The following is a 20,213-nucleotide window of genomic DNA, read 5'->3' on the forward strand; positions in this document are numbered from 1 at the left end:
TATGGGGTTAATGAAAATATGAACATTGCTATCTGGGGTGCAAGTAGTGGATTGGGCGCTGCTATGGTCAAGTATTACCATCAACAAGGCGCTAGTGTCATTGCGATAGCTAGGGATCCAAACAAAAACCCTGACTTATCGACATACGACCTACCTCACATATCTTGTGACGCGACAGTTGAACAACAAGTAATAGACGCAGTAAAAAAACTGCCTTCGGACACTATCAATATTTCTACTATGGGCAGTTTTCGCTCAGATCATCCTGTCGATTACATCGGGCATCGTTATCTAATCAATGCGCTAGAGCAGAGCAATTCTAAACGCTTACTCTTAGTCACCTCTCTAGGATGTGGAGACTCATGGCAGTATCTCTCAGAACGGGCCAAGATGGGATTTGGTGATGCTGTTAGGGAAAAATCTCTCGCAGAGTCATGGCTGCAAACTAGTCGCTTGGATTACACTATTTTGAGACCCGGTGGCCTGAAAGATGGTGATTTAACCTATACCGGAGAGCTTTCAGAAGGTGGTGAAGTACATGGCGCAATTACCCGCGAAGAAGTCGCAAGACTGAGTTTTGAGTTGCTGCAAAATAAAGATAGCTCAGGCAATATCTATCAGTGTATTGATCCCACGATTCCACCGTATTAACGCCCTTGGTTCAATTAAAAATACTAAATAGGCCAACTTGTTGGCCTATTTACTTATCTACGTAACCCATCAATGACCGATTTTGGCGCAACCTTGGCTAGCTCACTCAAACATTGATCTGTTTTTGGATTGCTGTGGCGAACATAGATATCACACACGGCATATAGCTGCTCTGGAGCACCGGAAATTAAATACGCCTGCTCAAAAGATCTGATTGACTTTTGTAAGTCATAATTCTCTTGTAACACACCATTTAGATACCAATAATAACTATTATCTTCTGCCATCTCTGCCGCTTGCTCAATTTCAAACGCAGCACTTTTCTTATCATCAAGCCTGACCAAGGCCAATGATTTCGAATAGTGAAGAGGCGCATTATTGGGGTTTAGCGTGATCGCTTTGGTTAGTGTTTCTACGGCAATACGATCTTTTTCTTGAGCACGATAATTATCCGCTAAGCTCAACCAAGCTTCGGGATTATTAGGTTGTGCCTTTACCAGAGTTTGATAGATGTCGTCTGCCTGTTTCCAATCCTGATGCCAGCGGTAAATGTCTGCTAACAGTAATTGCGAGCTTTGATCCTTGTCGGCTTGTAAATCTGTAATAAGCTCTGCGACTGGTTTTTCGAGTATCTGCTGCTGTTTTTTATTCAGATTTGAAAAATCTCGAACCAGATTGGTCGCCGCGGTAATGCGAACTCTCGCCTCATCGTCTGTAAGTAAAGGCTCAATCAAACGCCAGCGATGTTCAATGCTGTACGGTGCCGCTCCAACAATCGCTGCCTCTCGAACCTCTGGCTCGCTATCTTGTAAGCTTCTTACTACCGCAACCAGCGCATTTTGACTGGGATAGTTGGCTAACTCCCGAAGCGCTTGAATACGTTGATCTTGAGGCTGCTTAATATCCTGCGCTTTGTAAGAGAGCGCTGCTATTCTCTGCTGAGGCGTCACCTGCTGCTCTTGATGCTGTGCTGGAAGGACCGATTCTTGGCCAGTACTCGCTGCAAGCGAAAGCTGGCAGATTGAGGCGCCAACTAACAGAATCATCAATTTTTTATAAACCCGAGCGTGTTTATTCACTGAGGTATGAGTTGTTGGGCCATGGTTTGAATACAATCGCATCACCACACCTCAAAACTTAGTTTCAAATACAGAGGGTTTACCCAAATGCTTACGCAATACGGCATCACTATATTTTCCATGCGCAACAGGGTTACCCGTTGCTCGGAGAATATACGCCATAGCTTTATCAGCATGAGAAAAAAACTTCTTCCAGCCAGCGCACAAATAGTTCAATCCATGCTCACCCTCTTGAGTGCGAATAAAACGGTTTTTAGGGCATTCACCATAGCAAGCAAATTGATAATCACAGCTCTGACATTGACGCGGCAATGTGCGCTTTTTAGCAAAACCAAATTTTTGTTGCTCGGTGCTATAGGCCAAGATGTCTAGTTTTTGATGATGAATATTGCCAATTTTATATTCGGGATAAACATAGTGATCACACGAATACACGTCACCATTTGGCTCCATAGCCAAACCTTTACCGCAAATTTCACCCAAGGTGCACAAAGGATTTTTTCGTCCCATCCATGCCTCAATACTGGCTTCAAAGTATTGGACAAACACTTTACCTATGTCGTTTTGAATCCACTCATCAAAGATTTCAATAAGGAAATTACCCCATGCTTCATCTGCCACACACCATGGTTCCACAATTGAATCTTTATGACCGGGGATCAAACGCTTATCTCCTTGCTTTAACTGTTCCTGAGGTTGCCAAGTTTGGGGAGCGGTAGTGCGGAACGTTTTTTGTTCAACAATGGGAATAAACTGCATTTGAGGAGAACGCACTTCATCGCGCAAAAAGCGATAAACTTCGAGCGGATTACGACTGGTTAAGTTGTTCACGCAAGTTAGAGTTGCAAATTTTACTTGGTGCTTATGGAGTAACTCAACAGCCTTCATCACTTGGTTGAATGTACCGCGACCAGCACGATTGGTTCTATGAGCATTGTGCAACATTTCAGGCCCATCAATACTCAAGCCCACTAGAAAGTTATGTTGTTTTAGAAACGCACACCACTCATCATTAAGTAAGGTGCCGTTTGTCTGCAAATCGTTCGAAATAGTAATACCTTGAGGCTGGTATTTAGCCTGGAATTCGACAATTTTTTTGAAATAGTCCAAACCTAGCATAGTAGGTTCACCACCCTGCCAAGAGAAAATAATTTCGGGTGTATTTTGCCCTTCAATATATTGTCGAATATAGGTTTCTAAGGTGTCATCGTCCATTACAGGCGAGCAACCCTGTTTGTACTCAAGTAAGTCCTGTTTACTGAGGTAATAGCAGTAAGTGCAGTCAATGTTACACACAGCGCCGATAGGCTTGGCCATTACATGCAGCCGTTTAGACGCTTTACCATTAAATTGAGGACCCTGAGTAATATGCATAAATCACCTTTCTCTGTTTAAGTCAGTTAAAAACAGTCTTAGCCGCCCTGCTCTTAACTTGGTACAGCAATCATAAATGTCATTAATGCCACAGGCTTGTTATACCGGATATAACCTTTTTTCATGGCTGTTGCTGTTAAGCTAAGGTTTCGAAATATGAAAGAGAACTCACTGATGAAAGTTAATAAAAACGTAGTCTTACATTCACTTTCCATTATTTTATCAAGTCTATTGGTCAACGGCTGTACGACAAAACCCACTCACCCTATTGCTCTCAACATTGATCAATATATGGTTAAGGTAGAAGGAGGCTCTTACATCAGGGGTTCTGACAGCAAAAGCGCCAACAAAGCCGAAAAACCCGCCAGAAAGGTAGAAATCGACAGCTTTTATATTTCTAAATTCGAGGTCACACAAGAGCTGTTTGAGTCCGTAATGGGATCATCATTGAGCTACTTTCATGGCCAAAACATGCCAGTAAATAATTTAAGTTGGCAGCAAGCAAATTACTTTATTCAACGGCTTAATCAGTTAACCGGTGAACACTATCGACTTCCCACAGAAGCAGAATGGGAGTTTGCCGCCAAAGGTGGTAATAAGAGTTTCGGTTATACCTATTCAGGTTCAAATAGCATTAGCGATGTCGCTTGGTATGCAAACAATTCAAACAACCAAGCACATCCTGTTGGGCAAAAACAACCTAACGAGCTTGGACTTTACGACATGACGGGCAATGTCGGAGAGTTTGTCATCGACGCTTATGACGATACCTTTTATCGATTTGGTCCAACAACTAATCCTAATAATGCAAAAGAGGAAAAAGCTGGCTTAGCACACAAGGTCGTACGAGGCGGAAGTTTTGCCTATGATGCTGATGAGTCGGAAAATTTCCGCCGAGATTTCGCAAGTCAGTCTATTATTATGTCGGACATGGGGCTTCGGCTAGCAAAAGATACTCAGTAGCGAAAACGCATGCCCAATGCACGATAAGTTTTTACACACGTTTTTGGTTAGGTTAGACAAACGTATATCACCTTATACGTTTATCTATCGCTGCACTCACATAAGTACAACAAACACATAGGTAGCCTATAAATGAACAAGAACATCTGTACCCTCGCCGTTTTATCGAGTCTTTCCTTCTCAGCAATGGCTGTCGATTGCGACCCAAATTTATTACCTTCTTGGAAAGATGGTGCGAGTAAAACGGAGATTACTCAGTTTATCTCTCAATCTACTGATAAGTCGCAAAACACATTTATCCCAGAAAAAGATAGGATTGCTGTTTTTGACAATGACGGCACACTTTGGTCAGAAAAACCCTATTACTACCAGCTTGCTTTTGCTTTCGATCAAGTCAAGTCTATGGCTGACCAGCATCCAGAATGGAGTGCAGAAGAGCCGTTTAAGTCAGTGCTCAAAAATGACATCCCGAGTGTATTTCGCGGTGGTGAGAAAGCACTTTTAAAAATCGTTACCGCCACACATAGTGGTATGACGGTCGAAGAGTACCAAAGCCGCGTGGCCACATGGCTTGAAGCAGCCAAAGACCCGCGATTTAGCAAGGCCTATACTGACCTAACCTATAAGCCGATGCGAGAGATGCTTAGTTATCTTCAAGACAACGGCTTCAAAACTTATATTGTCTCTGGTGGCGGTGTTGATTTTATGCGTGTCTGGGCACCGGATGTGTACAACATCCCTCAAGAACAAATCATCGGTAGCGCGCTTAAATATCAATATGATTACAACGATGGTAGCCCAACCGTAACCAAACTTAATGAAATTCTTAGCATTGATGACAAAGCAGTAAAAGTTGAAAACATTCAACATGTCATAGGTAAAAAGCCTGTACTTGCTGTCGGAAATTCCGATGGTGACCACGCCATGATGCAATGGGCAACAAGCCAGCCCAATTCGATGGCGATGATCGTTCATCACACCGACAAAGACAGAGAGTGGCAATATGACCGTAAATCAAGCGTTGGACATCTTGATAAGGCCATGGATGAAGCAAACAAACGCAACAATTGGCACCTCATTGATATGAAAAACGAATGGTGCACTGTTTATTAACTCCCTCATCGCTCCCCATTCTGGGGAGCGTTAAAATCAAAACGCCTATTTTCGGATCGCTTTACCCGCCCGCTTGATTTGTGCTCTTAACCACTGATGCGCACTTTCGTTAGTTCGACTGGAGTGCCAAATAGAATATAAATCATGCACACTATCGCTAAAAGGAAGAGGAAAGGATTTAAGATCATAGGTGTTAGAGAAATGCTCGATAGTCGACTCTGGCAAGGTACCAATAAGCTCACTACTATTAATAACAGGCAACATTTCCATTGCACCTGCCGCACGATAAACAATATTTCGTCTGGCTAGGTCTTCTATATCTTCACCGGTAAGCAAACTATCCCTTGCCTGCCAACGAGCCACCACCACATGTTCTTCTGCTAAAAACTGGTCAACGGTACAAGCATCTATCAGACGAGGATGATCAGCACGACAAACCACCATCAAACGCTCAGAAAATATCGCTTCGGTTTTGAGTACAGTTCGCCCTCTTGGCGGCAAATCTATGATTAAATCATAACGTTGAAGGCGCAAATCAGCCTCATAATCCTCGGTAAATAGCGGGTGAACCTCTAAAGCAATGTTTGGGGCTTGATCGCGAATTTGACACATAAGTTGCGGCATTAATTCGTAGCTGGCTACAGACAAACAAGCAATAGAAAAAATTCGATTGGATACTTTAGGATCAAAACTACTTGAAGCCGATAAGGTCGAGGTAAAGTTTTTTAGCGCGGTTAACATCGCAGGGTAAATATCCATTGCAAAACTGGTTGGATCAACGCCTGAAGGGCTGCGATGAAATAAAGGCTCATCATAAATATCTCTAAGGCGAGCCAAAGCCTTACTCACGGCAGGCTGGCTAATATCCAACCTAGCTGCGGCTTTAGATAAATTTTGTTCCTCATAAATCGCCACAAAAATGGGAATAAGGTTTAAGTCTGTATTCTTCATGGCACCAACACAAAATCCAACACCGCTCTATTCTAACCAACTTGCCTACTGACCACGACTTAAAATCAAGAAATTGAGCGGCGATACAGATTTCTTCGCATACTGTGTTGATTTCATCGGCTTTCCTTTAACAAAGTTCGCTACGAATTACTTTCGTTTTGTGGATCTAACCCAAAGATACGGAGAAAAATAGTCTAGTGTCATATTCGACTAACACAAGGGTGTGCTAATTGTTCTCAAATAAAAAACATATAGGGATATATATGAACAAGTTAAAAGCAGTGTTATTCGCTCCAGCCGTGCTGGCATTGGAATGGGAAGCTGACGGGATTGATATCGATTGGGAATGGGGTGATTAAAAATTGACAGCAGCCCGACTTGGGCTGCTTTATCTATACCAATATGGTTACATTTGATATTTTAATGTTAAAGAAATACTTCTCTCTTCACCATACCAGCAATTGCTATTGTCGTAGCAAACATAATTTTCTTCGTCAAAAACGTTATTAACAAACATATTTGCTGATGCCCCAGTTAAACTGCTACTTAGCTCACTTAAGTCATAGCCAATAGATATGTCAGCAACGGTATAAGCAGGAACATTACCTTGGGTATTAGTTGCATCCATTTGCATAGTTCCCACATAACGTGCACCACCACTAAAACGTGTCCCTGCAAGCGGCCCTGTGTAAATATGATAATTAGCCCAAACAGAAGCACTATGTTCTGGAACATAAATAGGTGTCGTGCCCTGTAAATCATTGGATGGATCTTCTGTTACCTCCTTATCAATATAGGTGTAATTTGGGGCAATATCAAAGGCATCAGTTAGCTGCCAGCGACCTTGGAGCTCAAATCCTTGTGATACCACTTGCCCTACTTGTAGTTTATTCTGCCTATCGCTAGGGTCAGTAACTACTCGATCGTTTTTTTCTATATAGAAAATTGAAGCTGATGCACTCTTTGTCATGTCTTGCGACTGGTACTTTACCCCAAGCTCAATCTGTTGACTGCTCTCTGGTTTAAATGCTTCACCATTCTTATCTTGATCTGTAGTCGGCTCGAACCCTGTCGCATAGCTCACAAATGGAGCGACACCATTGTCAAAGGTGTATAACGCACCGACTCTGTATGTAAACTGGCTCTGTTCACTAGAAGATATATCAGTGGTGGTTGAAACTGTTTTTTTGTTGTCTGATTTATACAGATCAAATCTTCCACCAGCTAATAAAACAAGACGATTTTTTTTAATTTGGTCCTGAAAATACACACCAAATTGATTGAAACTGATATCATTATCCTGATTGTAATCTGAGTTTAGAGAATTGGGGTCCGAAATAATATTGTTATTCGGAGAGAAGATATTAAAGTCCCCCCAGCCACTGATATCACCTGTGGCATAATTTTTATAGTTAGACTTTCCACTTAACTCCTGATAGTCGATACCCACTAATAGGTTATGCAACCAACTTTTAGCTCTAATATTCCCTGAGATCTGATTGTCGATGGCAAATGACCGCAGCTCTTCATCCGTGCTATAGATTGAACGTGCTAATATTCCATTATCAGACAGGCCATTATTATATGTATTTCTTTGGTGAAACGAACCATCCGTATAGCGAGTATTTTGCATGAAAGACCATGTTTCATCAAACTGATGGTCTAACTTATAGCCAAACATCAAAAAATCACGTTCAAGCGTATTCCATTTAACATCACCGGCAAATGTGGAAGAAGAGAGAGAGCCGTTTGGATTACTAGTGATCATACCGGATGCTGGTAAGCCGGAGTTAATTCCCATTGCTGGGTCTTTTTGATAATAAACGTTAAAGTTAACCAGTGTTTTATCTGATATCTGCCAGTTTAATGAAGGCGCCAGCACATACCTTTCACTTTCAGCATAATCTGCTTGGGTATCTTGCTGTCTTGCTAAGCCTATTAAACGATATGATAAATTGCTGTCTCCGATTTGACCTGTTGTATCAATCGACGCTTCCATAAGATCACGTGAGCCACCACTGATACTAACTGTGGTACTTGGCTGCATTTGTGGTGACTTCGCCACCATATTTACCATACCTCCTGGATTCATAGCACCATAAAGCACGGATGTTGGACCTTTGAAAACTTCGATTTGCTGTACGGTAATCGGGTCAGGTTGGAATTGTAAGTTCCAGTTAGTAAGATACGGTAACGCAAGACCATCGTAATAACTTTTATTTACCGCAAAACCCCGCACATAGTAATTGTCAAGTAATGTAACGTCTGTGCCTTTTGTTTCTGTCACAACCCCAGGAGTATAGCGAAGCGCTTGGTTCAGTGATTGTACTTCTCTATACTCCAATTCTTCACTCTCAATGAAACTTAGCCCTTGAGGAGTCTCCTCCGCAGCGAGTGATGTTTTAGTAGTTGCATTACGATGCATTTGGCCGACAACGGTAATGGTTTCATCTTGATTTGTCGCTCCATTGGTTTCTTGAGACTGTATAGCATCATCCGTTCGTTCAGAAGCCCAAGTGGGAGATGAAAATAATGCTAATAACGACGATGATATAAAAGTTCGTTTTAGACTTGGTGAAATGTACATGTTTTTCCTCGATTAATAGAAAAAGGATAGAAATAGCAATACGTTTACAATTGATAATAATTGTTATTTTTATTTATATGTAAGGACTCGCCCTCTTAGGAATACGATGACAAGTCCTTAGAAAACATTTATTGGTGTACGTTAAAACTCCGTTTAAAAGCAATAGTAAACACAGCTACTATGCTTGTTACTTTATGCGAATTGAGAAATTGGATTTATTAAGGTTCCGGCAAACTTAAGGCTTCCCGCAGGATCTGTAAGATCCACCATTTGTTGGTTATTAGCAAGCTGCAAACGGTTTAGACAAGAGTGGACAAACTCTGGAGAGAACAGACTATGCTGTTCGAATTTCTCTCTTAATTCTGGATGCTCAGTTTGATACCGATGAATATTGTCAGCTACAACTTTCCAGAAATTTTGCTCTGGAAACCCAATATGCTCAACTAAAATCGCACTCATATAACGGAAGAAACAATCGAAAACGTCAGTGTAAAAACATAAGGTCTCTTCCTCCGGTGGTACTTGAATAGAAATACGCTGGACACTGTCGGGTAACTCTGTATTTGAATTAAGTAAGTAAACTTCCTCACCAATATCTTTCATAATAGCTTTCACAGGAACATTGTTTTCAAAAATCAGGATCAAGTTTTCCCCATGTGGCATAAACACTAAGCTATGCTGGTAATAGCAGTGCAATAAAGGTGACAAATAGATATCCATATATTTAGACAGCCAGTCTTCCGTCGAAAGTTCTGATGCTTTTATCAAAGTGGGAAGTAAGGCTTTATTGTTTGGATCAACATGTAAAAGAGATGCCATAGTCATCAAACGTTGACCGGGACCAAGTAAAGGCACAGGGCTTTCACGCCACAGAGCAGCGAGCATTTTTTTGTAAGGGTTATCTTGCAAAGCTTCATGCTCATAATAAGGGTTTCGGTAGCCTGTCGCTGCAATTTCCCTAAGAATTTTAAAACCATTTTTCTGTAGATATTTATCGCCCTGTATCAACTGATACACCCAGTCATTAATAGCTGGTGTTGAGCGCATATAATTGGCAGATAACCCTCGCATAAAGCCCATATTAAGAACGGACAGTGCAGTTTTGACGTAAAACTTGTTCGGATTACTTCGATTAAAAAAAGTCCTGATAGACTGTTGGGCTTGATAGCTATCATCACCATAACCCAAACAGATCAAATGACCTGATGCAATATCAGGGGCAAACACATTGGCCAGCTTATTATACCACTGCCATGGATGCACCGGTATTAACGTATAGTCATCTGGGTTTTTCTGCTTACTGACAATCTTTTTAGCAAACTCATCTTGTGTTGAAAGATCCAATTCTTGCATCATCAAATCATCGTAGTTGATGTCTTGACCATGAGAAAAGTCCGCTCGACTCTTATGTGCAGCTATCCAAATCAAAGAGATAGGATAACCAGCTTCTGGGACATAGCGAAGAAAATCTTGAGCATCAAAACCTATTCTACCATTGTTTGCAATGAATGCGGGATGACCCTCAATCATAGCAGACTCTACTTGCTGGAAATCAGCATTCAGAAGAGCCTCAGCGCTTAACCAATCTTTCTTCTCCTTAAAGGCTGCTGAATACAAGGTACTTGTAATCTCTTCTAAATAGGTGGGTAACAGCTTTTTTGGGATATTAAGTGTCTGAGAAAATTCAATCACAAAGCTTATTGAGTCTAAACTTTTCTCTTGATCACCAAACATTTTAATAATTGAACTAGTTTCAATTAACCAGTGATCCAATTTAAGTAGTTTAGCTTTAAATATGTATTTTATTTCTCCATCATCAGTCTGGAGTTGATATATTCCCCACTCTCCTGCATGATCTATTTTTTTTGGTGTTAGAATTCTTTCGTGACAGAGCTCAGCTAAGCATTTTCTAACATGCTGCCTATTAACCTTTGTCCAAGATTTCGGGTCTATAGAGGTGATGGCCATTTCCGGGTCGTGATGGATATCCATGTTTTTTTTCTCATATTCTAATGTTGAGGCTGTATGAAATTGCTCTCGGGTACAAAAAGCCAAGTTAGCTAGTTTTTCACCAATTTGAATACGTTTAATATGTTGAAAACCCACCATCTTATTCAGTCGATGAATTTTGTAATTACGGTGATCAGGTTCAACCACGACTCGCATGAGCATAGGATCCTGAAACATAAATTCCATCACCGCTTTAAACACGTTGGAGGTAAAACCTGATTTTGGTTTTGTAGTTGGAGCAATAAGTATATGCATACCCATATCACCAGATTGGACATTATAATGTTGTCCAACCTGATCATAATTTGGGTCATAGGTTTCAACTAAAAAGCTCGGAGTACCATTAACCAAACCTATGAAAGCATTACAATGATCGTTTTGTAGGATGTCCTTATAAAAGACACACACTTGCTCAACAGAGTAACCTTGCATACCCCAAAACTCAGCATAGGGTTCGGTCACCCAGCGAAAAACATCTTGTGCATAAAGATCTAAATTAAATGAGACTAAGCTTATGTGACCTAATCCAGAATCTGTTATAGTAAATGGCGTTCTCATTTCGCCTCCTGAACGTTTATAGAAGTTGTATGTGAACGTTTTTTAAATACCATAGCAAAATAAATCGTACTTACTATTAGGCCCAAAGTACCAATATAAAATGGCGTAACGAGCGAACCGTGATCCACAATATAACCGATAGCGAACGACGCTCCGATAACCCCTATGTTTTGGAAAAGGTAAACGCGAGAGAAGTCTTTAGCGTAATTATCTGGGGTAGATCGAGCGAACATAAATACTTCCAGTCGTACTGTCGCTTGAAAAAGTCCCCAGCCGAAAATACCTCGACCCAAAACAACAATCCATGCTTGCTCGGAACTTTGGATCATCAAACCAGCTATCGCAATGCAAATCGCTGCCAATATGCTCTGTATATGACGTTCTGAATGTTTTGACCTATTGTTAAACCAAAGGCCAACTAGTGCTACCCAGCCCGGAATCGAATAGACGAACCCAGACAGCACCTCACTTTGTATCTCTGATATTGATTGCCAATAAAGAGAGAAAAATGGCCGAATCAAAAATACACTGAAGTAGAACAACATCGACACTACCCCAAGATTTAGAATGAAACGTTTATGACTAGTTGAAGTGACACATGGCACTGTTTCTAAACGCTTCTCTGCCGAAAACGGTACCTTAAGCTTAAGGATAATAAATATACACACTACAACTTGTATTGCATCACTAAAAGGCATAACCAAGTAAGCATCTTTTGCGTTAAACATTTGCAGGATAACGCCTCCTAGTAGCGCACCTCCAATAGCACCAAAATGCATTAATACTGAGAAAAGACTAACCATATTCACGTGCTTTTCTTTTTCTTCTAAGCGAATCACAAATGGATAGATAAGTAAGTAACTTGCTTTAAACATCAACATAAGTTGTGAAAGGATCCAAAACTGTAATAGTGATGTCGTGTAGTAACATGCTAGTCCTAAAATGCCTGCAATAATTTGTGTATATATCCACAAATGTACTTCATTGACTTTCTCAGCAACTCTTGTCCAAAAAGGAAAACTTACGGTAACGGTTAGGCAGCTTACCGCAATGTAGTAACCCACCATTTGACTTGAATGAACATCAAACGCCTCAGCAAAAAACTGTGAGTAAAAGGGTAACAGCATAGAATCTGCAACAACTGATACTAACGTAAGTATAATTAGGGAGTACTTGAGATTGTTCATGCTAAGGCCAGCGCTCCCTCTGTAACTGGCGTAGCAAATTCTTGAAATGCAATACGCTTTTCAATCGAATAGTGCTCCACTCCCGTAATATTTTTAATCAACACAGAGTTTCGATAGCATGCCATACCCAAGTCAGGCGTCACAAAACCATGAGTATGAAGCTCAGCATTTTGCACAAAAATACGACTACCACTTTTGTCAACGCTGTAATTACGATTAACATCAAAACGGCCTTGATTATCCCATTGAATATGCGAACGAATCCCTTCTAGGAACTCTGGAAGCTGATAGACATAGCCTGTGGCTAGAACAACGCCTTGAGTATCAATATTAAACAACATACCTTGCTCATCTTGACTCATACCTAGAGTAAAGCGTCCGTGATGGTAATGGGCAGTTTCTAATGTAGTATTAGTCATTAAGTGAGTATTAACCTCTGCCGAAAGGCGCTTAACATATAAAAGGTCAAAAATATCATTAATTAAGCTGACATTGATTCCTTTGTATAGATTCTTTTGTTTACTAATCAATTCCTCTCGCTTCGCAGCAGGAAGATGATAAAAATAATCGACATATTCTGGAGATGTCATTTCTAAGGTAAGCTTACTGTACTCAAGCGGGAAAAATCTTGGAGACCGCGTCACCCAATTTAATTGATACCCCTTAGTATCAATATCTTGCAATAAATCATAATAAATTTCAGCGGCACTTTGTCCACCTCCGACAATAGTAATAGATTCCTTCTGCTGTAACCGCTCCTTATCAAATAGATATTTCGAAGTGTGAGTGACTTCTTGTGTGATTTCTAGACAAGAGTCTGGGATGTGAGGAACTGGCCCGGTTCCCAGAACAATATGCTTACAATAAAAGTTAGCGATATTACCCACAGCTAAATTTTCAGCATCTACTTTGTAGAGCTCAGTTTCCTCATTGAATGTGACCTTTGTTACATTGTGCTGAAAACGTATCTCTGACATTTGCTCAGCCGCCCACTGACAGTATTGATTATATTCCTTACGCATCAAAAAGAAATTCTCTCTAATATAGAAGGAATACAACCTACCTTGTTTCTTGATATAGTTAAGGAAACTCAACGGATGTGTTGGGTCGGCAAGTGTAACTAAATCGGATAAAAAGGGAGTTTGTAAATGAGCGCTCTCAAGCATCATACCTGGATGCCAATCAAAGCCCTCGTTTTTATCTAAAAATAAACCATTAACATCATCCAATGTATGCGTAAGCGCTGCAAGTCCAAGGTTGAATGGTCCAAGACCAATAGCGATGAAATCAAAGATTGGACTATTCATTAAATTGACTCCATGCTCACTAGGTGTGGTTGACTCTCGTCAATATTATTTAATACCTGTTGAGGTGAAAAATACTCGTGTCCAAACAGTTTTATAAGCGCCATAACATCGTTAATATGAGTAATATTTGTGGCTGGATTGAGCAGTGTAAATTTTAAATAGCGCTTCCCACGAACTTTGGTACTGGCAACCACAGCTTCACCACTACGAAATATTGCTTTACGTATATATTCGTTGGCTTTATCTATATTACTATCATCTGCATCAAACTCTGGAATGTAACGAAAAACTAATGTGCTTAATTCTGGTTGGTGGATTAGTTCGATGTTTACGTCAGATTGATAATGTTGGTGGCTAAGTTTTGCAAGGCCTATAACTTGGTCAAAAATTCGGCCTATATTGTCTGCCCCCATAACTCTTAGTGTTAGCCATAGCTTTAATGAATCAAAACGACGAGTTGTTTGAAGGCTTTTGTCAACTAAGTTTGGTGTTCCTTCTTGTCTTTGGCTAAGTGGGTTTAAATACTCAGCATGGTGAGTAATAAGGCTAAGCTTAGACTTGTCTTTGACAAAAAAAGCTCCACAACTAACAGGTTGGAAAAAAGATTTATGGTAATCAATAGTTATTGAGTCCGCTTTTTCTACTCCAGATAGGAGATGTCGATACTGCTTGGAGACAAGGGTTCCACAGCCATAGGCTGCGTCAACATGCATCCAAATTCCATACTGCTGACAAATATTAGCTATTTCATGGGTGGGATCAATACTACCAAAATCTGTCGTTCCCGTAGTAGCGACGACGGCTAATGGAATCAGACCTAGCTCTATAGTGTTATTTATCTCTTGCTGTAGTTCTTGAGTATCCATTCTGAAGTTCTCATCGACAGCAACAGAAACCACAGCGTCGTAGCCGAGACCAATTAATGCTGCGGACTTTTGAATACTAAAATGACTAAGTTCGGAAGTAAAAATTCGAAACTTATGGCTAAAACTAGGTAAGCCCTGTTCACGAACATTATGTTGATATTCTTTCACGCAGTAGTTATCACGAGCTAACAGCATCGCCATCAAGTTAGATTGAGTTCCACCACTGGTAAAAATACCGTCCGCTTTAGCGTCAAATCCAATTTTCTTAGCTGTCCAGTCAAGTAGTTTTTGCTCAATGAGCGTACCACCTGCACTCTGGTCCCAAGTATCTAGTGATGAATTGATAGAAGAAAGTATTTGCTCTGCCAAAATCGCGGGGTAGACAATTGGACAATTCAGATGTGCCATATATTTAGGATGATGGAAATATACAGCATCGTTTAAATAAAGTGACTTTACTTCCTCAAGAGCATCAGCTACGGAATGTAGTGGCTGATCGATATCTACATTCAAAAACCTTGGTGCTAACTCGTCAGGAAGAATCCCACTAAATGGCTGATGAGTCGCTTCAATTTGACTTTTAATTAAGTTTAAACCCTGTATAACACTGGCTTCATAAGAGTGAAGGTTGTTTCGATTGAATACAAAGTCGATCGGTTCGAGGGGAGCTCTTAGTTCGGAATGTACCGCAGTAAATGAGTCAGCACTGATCATTTTGTGTTCCCTATATCATATGGTGTTTAAATGTTCTTAGGCTATCTGCTTTTATCATGCCAAAAACAGAAATACGCATTATAATGATAATTATTATCATTTCAATAGTTGTAATGATTTGTTTATCTTTAGCAGTAGAGACTTAGAGAACTGGGTAGCAGGTGCAAGCCTTATAAGACCATATCAAATCTTCTGGAAACTTGAGCTAAAACAGGTGTAGCAAATCGCTCAGTGGTTCCATGATAACGTTTATTTACTCATTAGGTACAAGAAATAAACACCTCCTAATAAAGAAGCCAACAAGCCGGCGGGGAACTGCCAAGGAAACCACAGGGTACGCCCTACCCAATCAGCGATAACCATAATAGTCGCTCCGATGAGAGCCGCGGAAACCAATTGATTCCGTGCCTGATATTGACTTAGTGTTTTTGCCATATGTGGAGCAAGTAAACCAACAAAGCTAAGTGGGCCAATAACGATAGTACAAAGTGTGGTTATTGATGCAACTAATGCCAAAAGTAGCAAGCGAGCTTTTCGACACTCTAAACCAACACTACCGGCCATTATTTCTCCGATACTAATTAAATCTATCCAACGTGATACTAGCAAAGCGGTGCTACCTAATAAGACCATACCCATAAGCAAGAACTCAATATCATTACTGGCAACAAGGTACGTTGAGCCTGAAAGCCAAGCGATTAATGCAAGTGCATTGTCTTGACCTAAAGCAATCGCGATACGCAAGGCCGAATCTAAACTAGCACTGAGAGCAATACCAGTTAGTAATGTTTGAGACGGAGAAAAATTATGTTTGCGGCCAAAAAACCATACGAACCCAGTCGAAATTGCTGCGCCGAATGCACCAATTAGCATTTGCTCATAACGCTCGATTGCTATCCCCAAAATGGCACCTACGACAAGCGCAAACGCCGCTCCCGAGCTAATGCCCAATATCTCTGGGCTTGCCATAGAATTGTTCGATATACGCTGGATAATGCAGCCAGCAAGTGCCAACCCTACACCAGCTAATAAAGCAGCGAATACCCTTGGAAAGCGAAGTTGAAATAATGATATTGAAAAGTCTAATGACCAGCCTAGTTGATTTCTTCCAACCAAAAGAGCAATGACAATGGCAATAGTAAGGGTCAACACCAACCCCGAAACTACTCTAGCAACACTACGATGATAGTAGTGTTCAACTACTTGGTCTCGCACCTTAAGTTCAGATTGTAAGAATTTTCTTTGCAGTAACCAGAGCAGAAAAGGTGCACCCAGCAAAGCTGTCATCGCCCCTGTGGGTAACAAGTCTCCGCTAGGTCCTGATAAAAGCTGGATAATCAGATCAGCAAATAATAGCATCAGGGAGCCTATAACACCGCTGACAAAAAGCTGCCACTGGAGAATTCTAACGCGCAAAAATCTTGCTATCGCTGGCGCTACAATTCCAACAAACCCAATCAATCCTGCTTCACTAGTTACAGCAGAAACAACTAAAATAGTTAACGTTAGAGACACAAGTTTGATCTGCTTAATATTAATACCAAGAGAAGAACCAACCCTATCCCCGAGTTGAAGTGCTGATAATGGCCGTTGTAGCACCAACAAACATAAAATTGGGAGCATAACTAACGGTATTAACGTCGTAACACCAGACCATCCATTTTGGTTGAGTACCCCAGCTCCCCATACAAATACACTTGTAAGTTGTTGTTCATTCAGCAACAGCAACATTGTATTGAGGGCACCCAAAAAAAGACTCACAACCATGCCAGAGAGAACCATATGCAAAGGCGAAAAACCTCGCTTAGCACTCAATAAGAAAACCAATACAGTGGCTAAACAGCCACCGAAAAAAGCAGGAAGAAAATTAGGAATAACGTTATTTGTCGGTAACAGAAGTATACCTAATACCATGCCTAATTCTGCGCCTGAAGAAACACCTAATGTTGTTGGCGATGCAATAGGATTACGCAACATAAATTGCATAACACAACCTGCAACACCCAGCGCAAAACCACAAATAACAGCCATTGCTAAACGGGGTAGATAGGTTAAATAGGTAACAAGATGCTGATAGTTCGACTCATCATAATTGAACAATACATCCAATAGTATTGACCATCCCTTTGCATAAGGAACCGTGATTTGGATAAGCCAAACTAATAAGACACCAAACAGAAACCCAATCATGGACACTTTTAGCCCGATCATTTTATGACTAAAAGGTAAAGTATTAGTTACATTCATTAAATTTATCTGGTCAATTGCTCAGTGATGCTATCGCTAAACCTTTGAGCTGAAATAAGACCACCAAAAGTCCAGATTGCAGGCAGTTCATATACTGAATGAGTTCGTGTGAACTCCATTGCTTGCCATAATGGTGACTGAGACAATTGTCTGCGTTCAGTATCCTTAAGTGGTCCAAAAATAAGTATATTCACTTTCTGATGTTCAGCTAATTTTTCAATTCCTGCTGTAGTAAAACCCCAATCATTAGTCTCTTCTTGCCAGTCATTTTTCAGACCCATTTTTTCGATTATGGACTGAACCAGTGAGCCAGTATTATGAACTCGAATAGTACTAGCATTCATAAATCGGATAAACATGAGAGGTTTGGTATTCTGGTTAGCCGCATTTATCTTTTCAGCATTAGCTTTTAAACGCGCTTCCGTTTGTTCAATCACAACTTCTGCATTTATCTCTTTTCCTAGTAATGAGCCCAAAGAACGAGTTATATCCGTTACTGATTTAAGCGGTAACTTCTTATCATTATATATTGTGTAAACTAACACTGGAGCTATCGTTTGCAATCGTTGGTAGGCCGATGACATGTGATCGCTAATGAGAATAACATCAGGTTTTAGATCAGATAATAACTCAAGGTTAGGTTCCCGACGTGAACCCACATCTATTACACTCTTTGCAAGTACTGGCTTTGTTACCCAAGTATTGTATCCTGAAACATCAGCGATACCTTGGGGCTGAACCCCAAGACTAATAACCGTTTCTGTCAACGCCCAATCAAGCGCAATTACTTTTTTGGGTATCTCGTCAAATGTCGTAGTACCCATATCATGTTGAACTTCAAATGCGTTGGAGGATAACGCAAATAGCGATATCAAAAGAGTTATTACTGGTTTCATTGCCGGGTTCCTTATTGATAGGAGCTTATGGAATATAGCTGATAGGTTGATTGGTTACTGGATGCAAAAATAACTCTAGTTTCATTCCATAGATTTTCATCAAAGTATCAGGTTTCATTAGCTCTTGTGGTGTACCCTCTGCGATGACTCTACCAGAATGCAACGCCACCAATTGATCACTGAACTTTGCAGCCATATTAACATCATGTAGAACCATGATAACTGTCAAGCCGCTCGTCTTATTGAGCTCTTGGATCAAAGAAAGCAGCTCATACTGGTGAGCAATGTCCAATGCGGAGGTAGGCTCATCAAGTATTACACATGAACTTTGCTGGGCGAGAAGCATTGCTACCCATGCACGTTGCCTTTCACCGCCAGATAAAGTTGCCACAAACCGGTCATGAAGGCTTGTTAACCCTACTTTTTCAATAGCCTCATCTACCAATAGATGATCTTTTTTACTGTAACGCCCAAAGATACCTTTCCATGGGTAACGACCAAAAAATACTAACTCACGCACGGTCACACCATCTGTAATAGGCGGGTGCTGAGGAAGATAGGCGACATTCAGTGCAAAATCCCGACTGGAAAATGAAGATACGGGCTTATCATTAAACAAAACATCACCGCTAGCGGGCTGATTTTGTCGACCCAGAAGCTTAACCAAGGTTGATTTTCCACAACCATTATGACCAAGCAAGGTTGTTATCATCCCCTTTTTAAAACCTAGTTTAGTGGGGTGTAAAATGATTTTATCTTCGACTGCAAACGAAGCATCCTGCAATTGAAACATTACAATCAAGAATCTAGTTATTAAACTTCATCTGTAAACTTTACCATAACAAGAATTTCAATGATAACAATTTTAATAATCATTATCATACAAAATGCTCGTCAGAACACATTCATAAACCAAATCTACTTCATTTTCCTGTTTGACGCGGACAATTGGCGCAAAGATCTCGACCATAACATTTGTAAACTAAGCAGCAACTTGTACGTACTAGTACCAGTTGATCACTTTGTTCATCAATAGATAATCTGTTAGCGAGTTTCACCGGTAAACTGCATGCCTCCAACCAATGTTCCGCCTGTTGAAGTAAGTCATCATCGGAAAAGCTAGATGTCCATTGACTTACTTTTACTAAACACCCAAGTAAGCTATCAGCTAATAAATGGTTTGTGAAGCCTGGCCGAATTCGAGTCCAATGACTCATTTCTTGACGAAAAAATGTCGACAACGTTTGCAACTGGAGACCGGCTATTCTGATCAACTCAGTTTCAGTACCGCGTACATATTGTTCTGACTCGAATTGAAAACCTGATACGAATTTGGGCTGAACATATTGCGCTATACGAGTCAAATTTGGCAGTCCTCCTAATTGATAGATCGAGATAAAAGCCAAATAAACAGGCTGCCAACATACTAGGTCCCAAGTTCGTGTCAACCAATATGCAGACCCTGCTTCTGGATGAGCCACTTGTAAGCGGCTGTAAAGATCATGAATATTATCACTGCAAGGATGATCAATATGCAAAATACACTGGTGCGATGCATTCGTCGGAACAGCGGATATCTTACCTTCGAGATAAGGAGTGACCTTTCGAGAACATTCAAAAAGCCGGTCAAAAAAAACATCTGAACCCATGGTTTAAATATCCATAGAAATAAAGCTCAGCTCAAAGGGTAATGATAAAACACTCCAAATG

15 protein-coding genes are annotated in these 20,213 nt (G+C 40.6%); 3 read left to right on the forward strand and 12 right to left on the reverse strand.

Going from position 1 to position 20,213, the window contains the following annotated elements:
- Nucleotides 1-18: 18 nt before the first annotated feature.
- Complete coding sequence (locus tag DPF90_RS10190; RefSeq protein WP_114786232.1) at nucleotides 19-651, forward strand: SDR family oxidoreductase; 633 nt, start codon at nucleotides 19-21, stop codon at nucleotides 649-651.
- Nucleotides 652-704: 53 nt separating this feature from the next.
- On the opposite strand, the gene DPF90_RS10195 is transcribed toward DPF90_RS10190, so the two are convergent.
- Complete coding sequence (locus DPF90_RS10195) at nucleotides 705-1,697, reverse strand: HEAT repeat domain-containing protein (protein WP_114786290.1); 993 nt, start codon at nucleotides 1,695-1,697, stop codon at nucleotides 705-707.
- 84 nt (nucleotides 1,698-1,781) lie between these two features.
- Nucleotides 1,782-3,104, reverse strand: coding sequence for an anaerobic sulfatase maturase (locus DPF90_RS10200; protein WP_114786233.1), 1,323 nt, complete (start codon nucleotides 3,102-3,104; stop codon nucleotides 1,782-1,784).
- Nucleotides 3,105-3,278: 174 nt separating this feature from the next.
- Between DPF90_RS10200 and DPF90_RS10205 the strand changes: the two genes are divergently transcribed.
- Nucleotides 3,279-4,067 carry a formylglycine-generating enzyme family protein gene (locus DPF90_RS10205; protein WP_114786291.1) on the forward strand — a complete coding sequence of 263 codons (789 nt, stop codon included), beginning with the start codon at nucleotides 3,279-3,281 and terminating at the stop codon, nucleotides 4,065-4,067.
- A 132-nt stretch (nucleotides 4,068-4,199) separates the two neighbouring features.
- On the forward strand, nucleotides 4,200-5,180 hold the full coding sequence (locus DPF90_RS10210) for an HAD family hydrolase (RefSeq protein WP_114786234.1): 981 nt from the start codon (nucleotides 4,200-4,202) through the stop codon (nucleotides 5,178-5,180).
- A gap of 45 nt (nucleotides 5,181-5,225) precedes the next feature.
- On the opposite strand, the gene DPF90_RS10215 is transcribed toward DPF90_RS10210, so the two are convergent.
- From DPF90_RS10215 to DPF90_RS10260, 10 genes are all read right to left on the reverse strand, one after another.
- Entirely contained in the window at nucleotides 5,226-6,131 is a 906-nt protein-coding gene (locus DPF90_RS10215; protein WP_114786235.1) for a LysR family transcriptional regulator, read from the reverse strand.
- Between the two features lie 406 nt (nucleotides 6,132-6,537).
- A complete protein-coding gene (locus DPF90_RS10220) occupies nucleotides 6,538-8,718 on the reverse strand; it encodes a TonB-dependent siderophore receptor (protein WP_114786236.1) in 2,181 nt (726 codons plus the stop codon).
- Nucleotides 8,719-8,910: 192 nt separating this feature from the next.
- The gene (locus DPF90_RS10225; RefSeq protein ID WP_114786237.1) at nucleotides 8,911-11,286 is read right to left on the reverse strand and encodes a GNAT family N-acetyltransferase; all 2,376 of its coding nucleotides are present in this window, start codon (nucleotides 11,284-11,286) and stop codon (nucleotides 8,911-8,913) included.
- Nucleotides 11,283-12,473 (reverse strand): MFS transporter, encoded by a 1,191-nt coding sequence (locus tag DPF90_RS10230; RefSeq protein ID WP_114786238.1) that lies wholly within the window; start codon nucleotides 12,471-12,473, stop codon nucleotides 11,283-11,285. The genes DPF90_RS10225 and DPF90_RS10230 overlap by 4 nt, the downstream gene beginning before the upstream one ends.
- Nucleotides 12,470-13,780, reverse strand: coding sequence for a lysine N(6)-hydroxylase/L-ornithine N(5)-oxygenase family protein (locus DPF90_RS10235; protein WP_114786239.1), 1,311 nt, complete (start codon nucleotides 13,778-13,780; stop codon nucleotides 12,470-12,472). Before DPF90_RS10235 ends, DPF90_RS10230 begins: the two co-directional genes overlap by 4 nt.
- On the reverse strand, nucleotides 13,780-15,360 hold the full coding sequence (locus DPF90_RS10240) for a pyridoxal phosphate-dependent decarboxylase family protein (RefSeq protein ID WP_114786240.1): 1,581 nt from the start codon (nucleotides 15,358-15,360) through the stop codon (nucleotides 13,780-13,782). The genes DPF90_RS10235 and DPF90_RS10240 overlap by 1 nt, the downstream gene beginning before the upstream one ends.
- A 249-nt stretch (nucleotides 15,361-15,609) precedes the next feature.
- On the reverse strand, nucleotides 15,610-17,607 hold the full coding sequence (gene fhuB / locus DPF90_RS10245) for a Fe(3+)-hydroxamate ABC transporter permease FhuB (protein WP_205395184.1): 1,998 nt from the start codon (nucleotides 17,605-17,607) through the stop codon (nucleotides 15,610-15,612).
- A 5-nt stretch (nucleotides 17,608-17,612) separates the two neighbouring features.
- A complete protein-coding gene (locus tag DPF90_RS10250; protein ID WP_114786242.1) occupies nucleotides 17,613-18,503 on the reverse strand; it encodes an iron-siderophore ABC transporter substrate-binding protein in 891 nt (296 codons plus the stop codon).
- Between the two features lie 25 nt (nucleotides 18,504-18,528).
- A complete protein-coding gene (locus DPF90_RS10255) occupies nucleotides 18,529-19,296 on the reverse strand; it encodes an ABC transporter ATP-binding protein (protein WP_114786243.1) in 768 nt (255 codons plus the stop codon).
- 130 nt (nucleotides 19,297-19,426) lie between these two features.
- Nucleotides 19,427-20,152, reverse strand: coding sequence for a siderophore ferric iron reductase (locus DPF90_RS10260; RefSeq protein WP_114786244.1), 726 nt, complete (start codon nucleotides 20,150-20,152; stop codon nucleotides 19,427-19,429).
- Nucleotides 20,153-20,213: the final 61 nt, after the last annotated feature.

The sequence above is a fragment of the Vibrio tetraodonis genome (genome assembly GCF_003350295.1).
In the GTDB taxonomy this organism is placed as follows: domain Bacteria; phylum Pseudomonadota; class Gammaproteobacteria; order Enterobacterales; family Vibrionaceae; genus Vibrio; species Vibrio tetraodonis.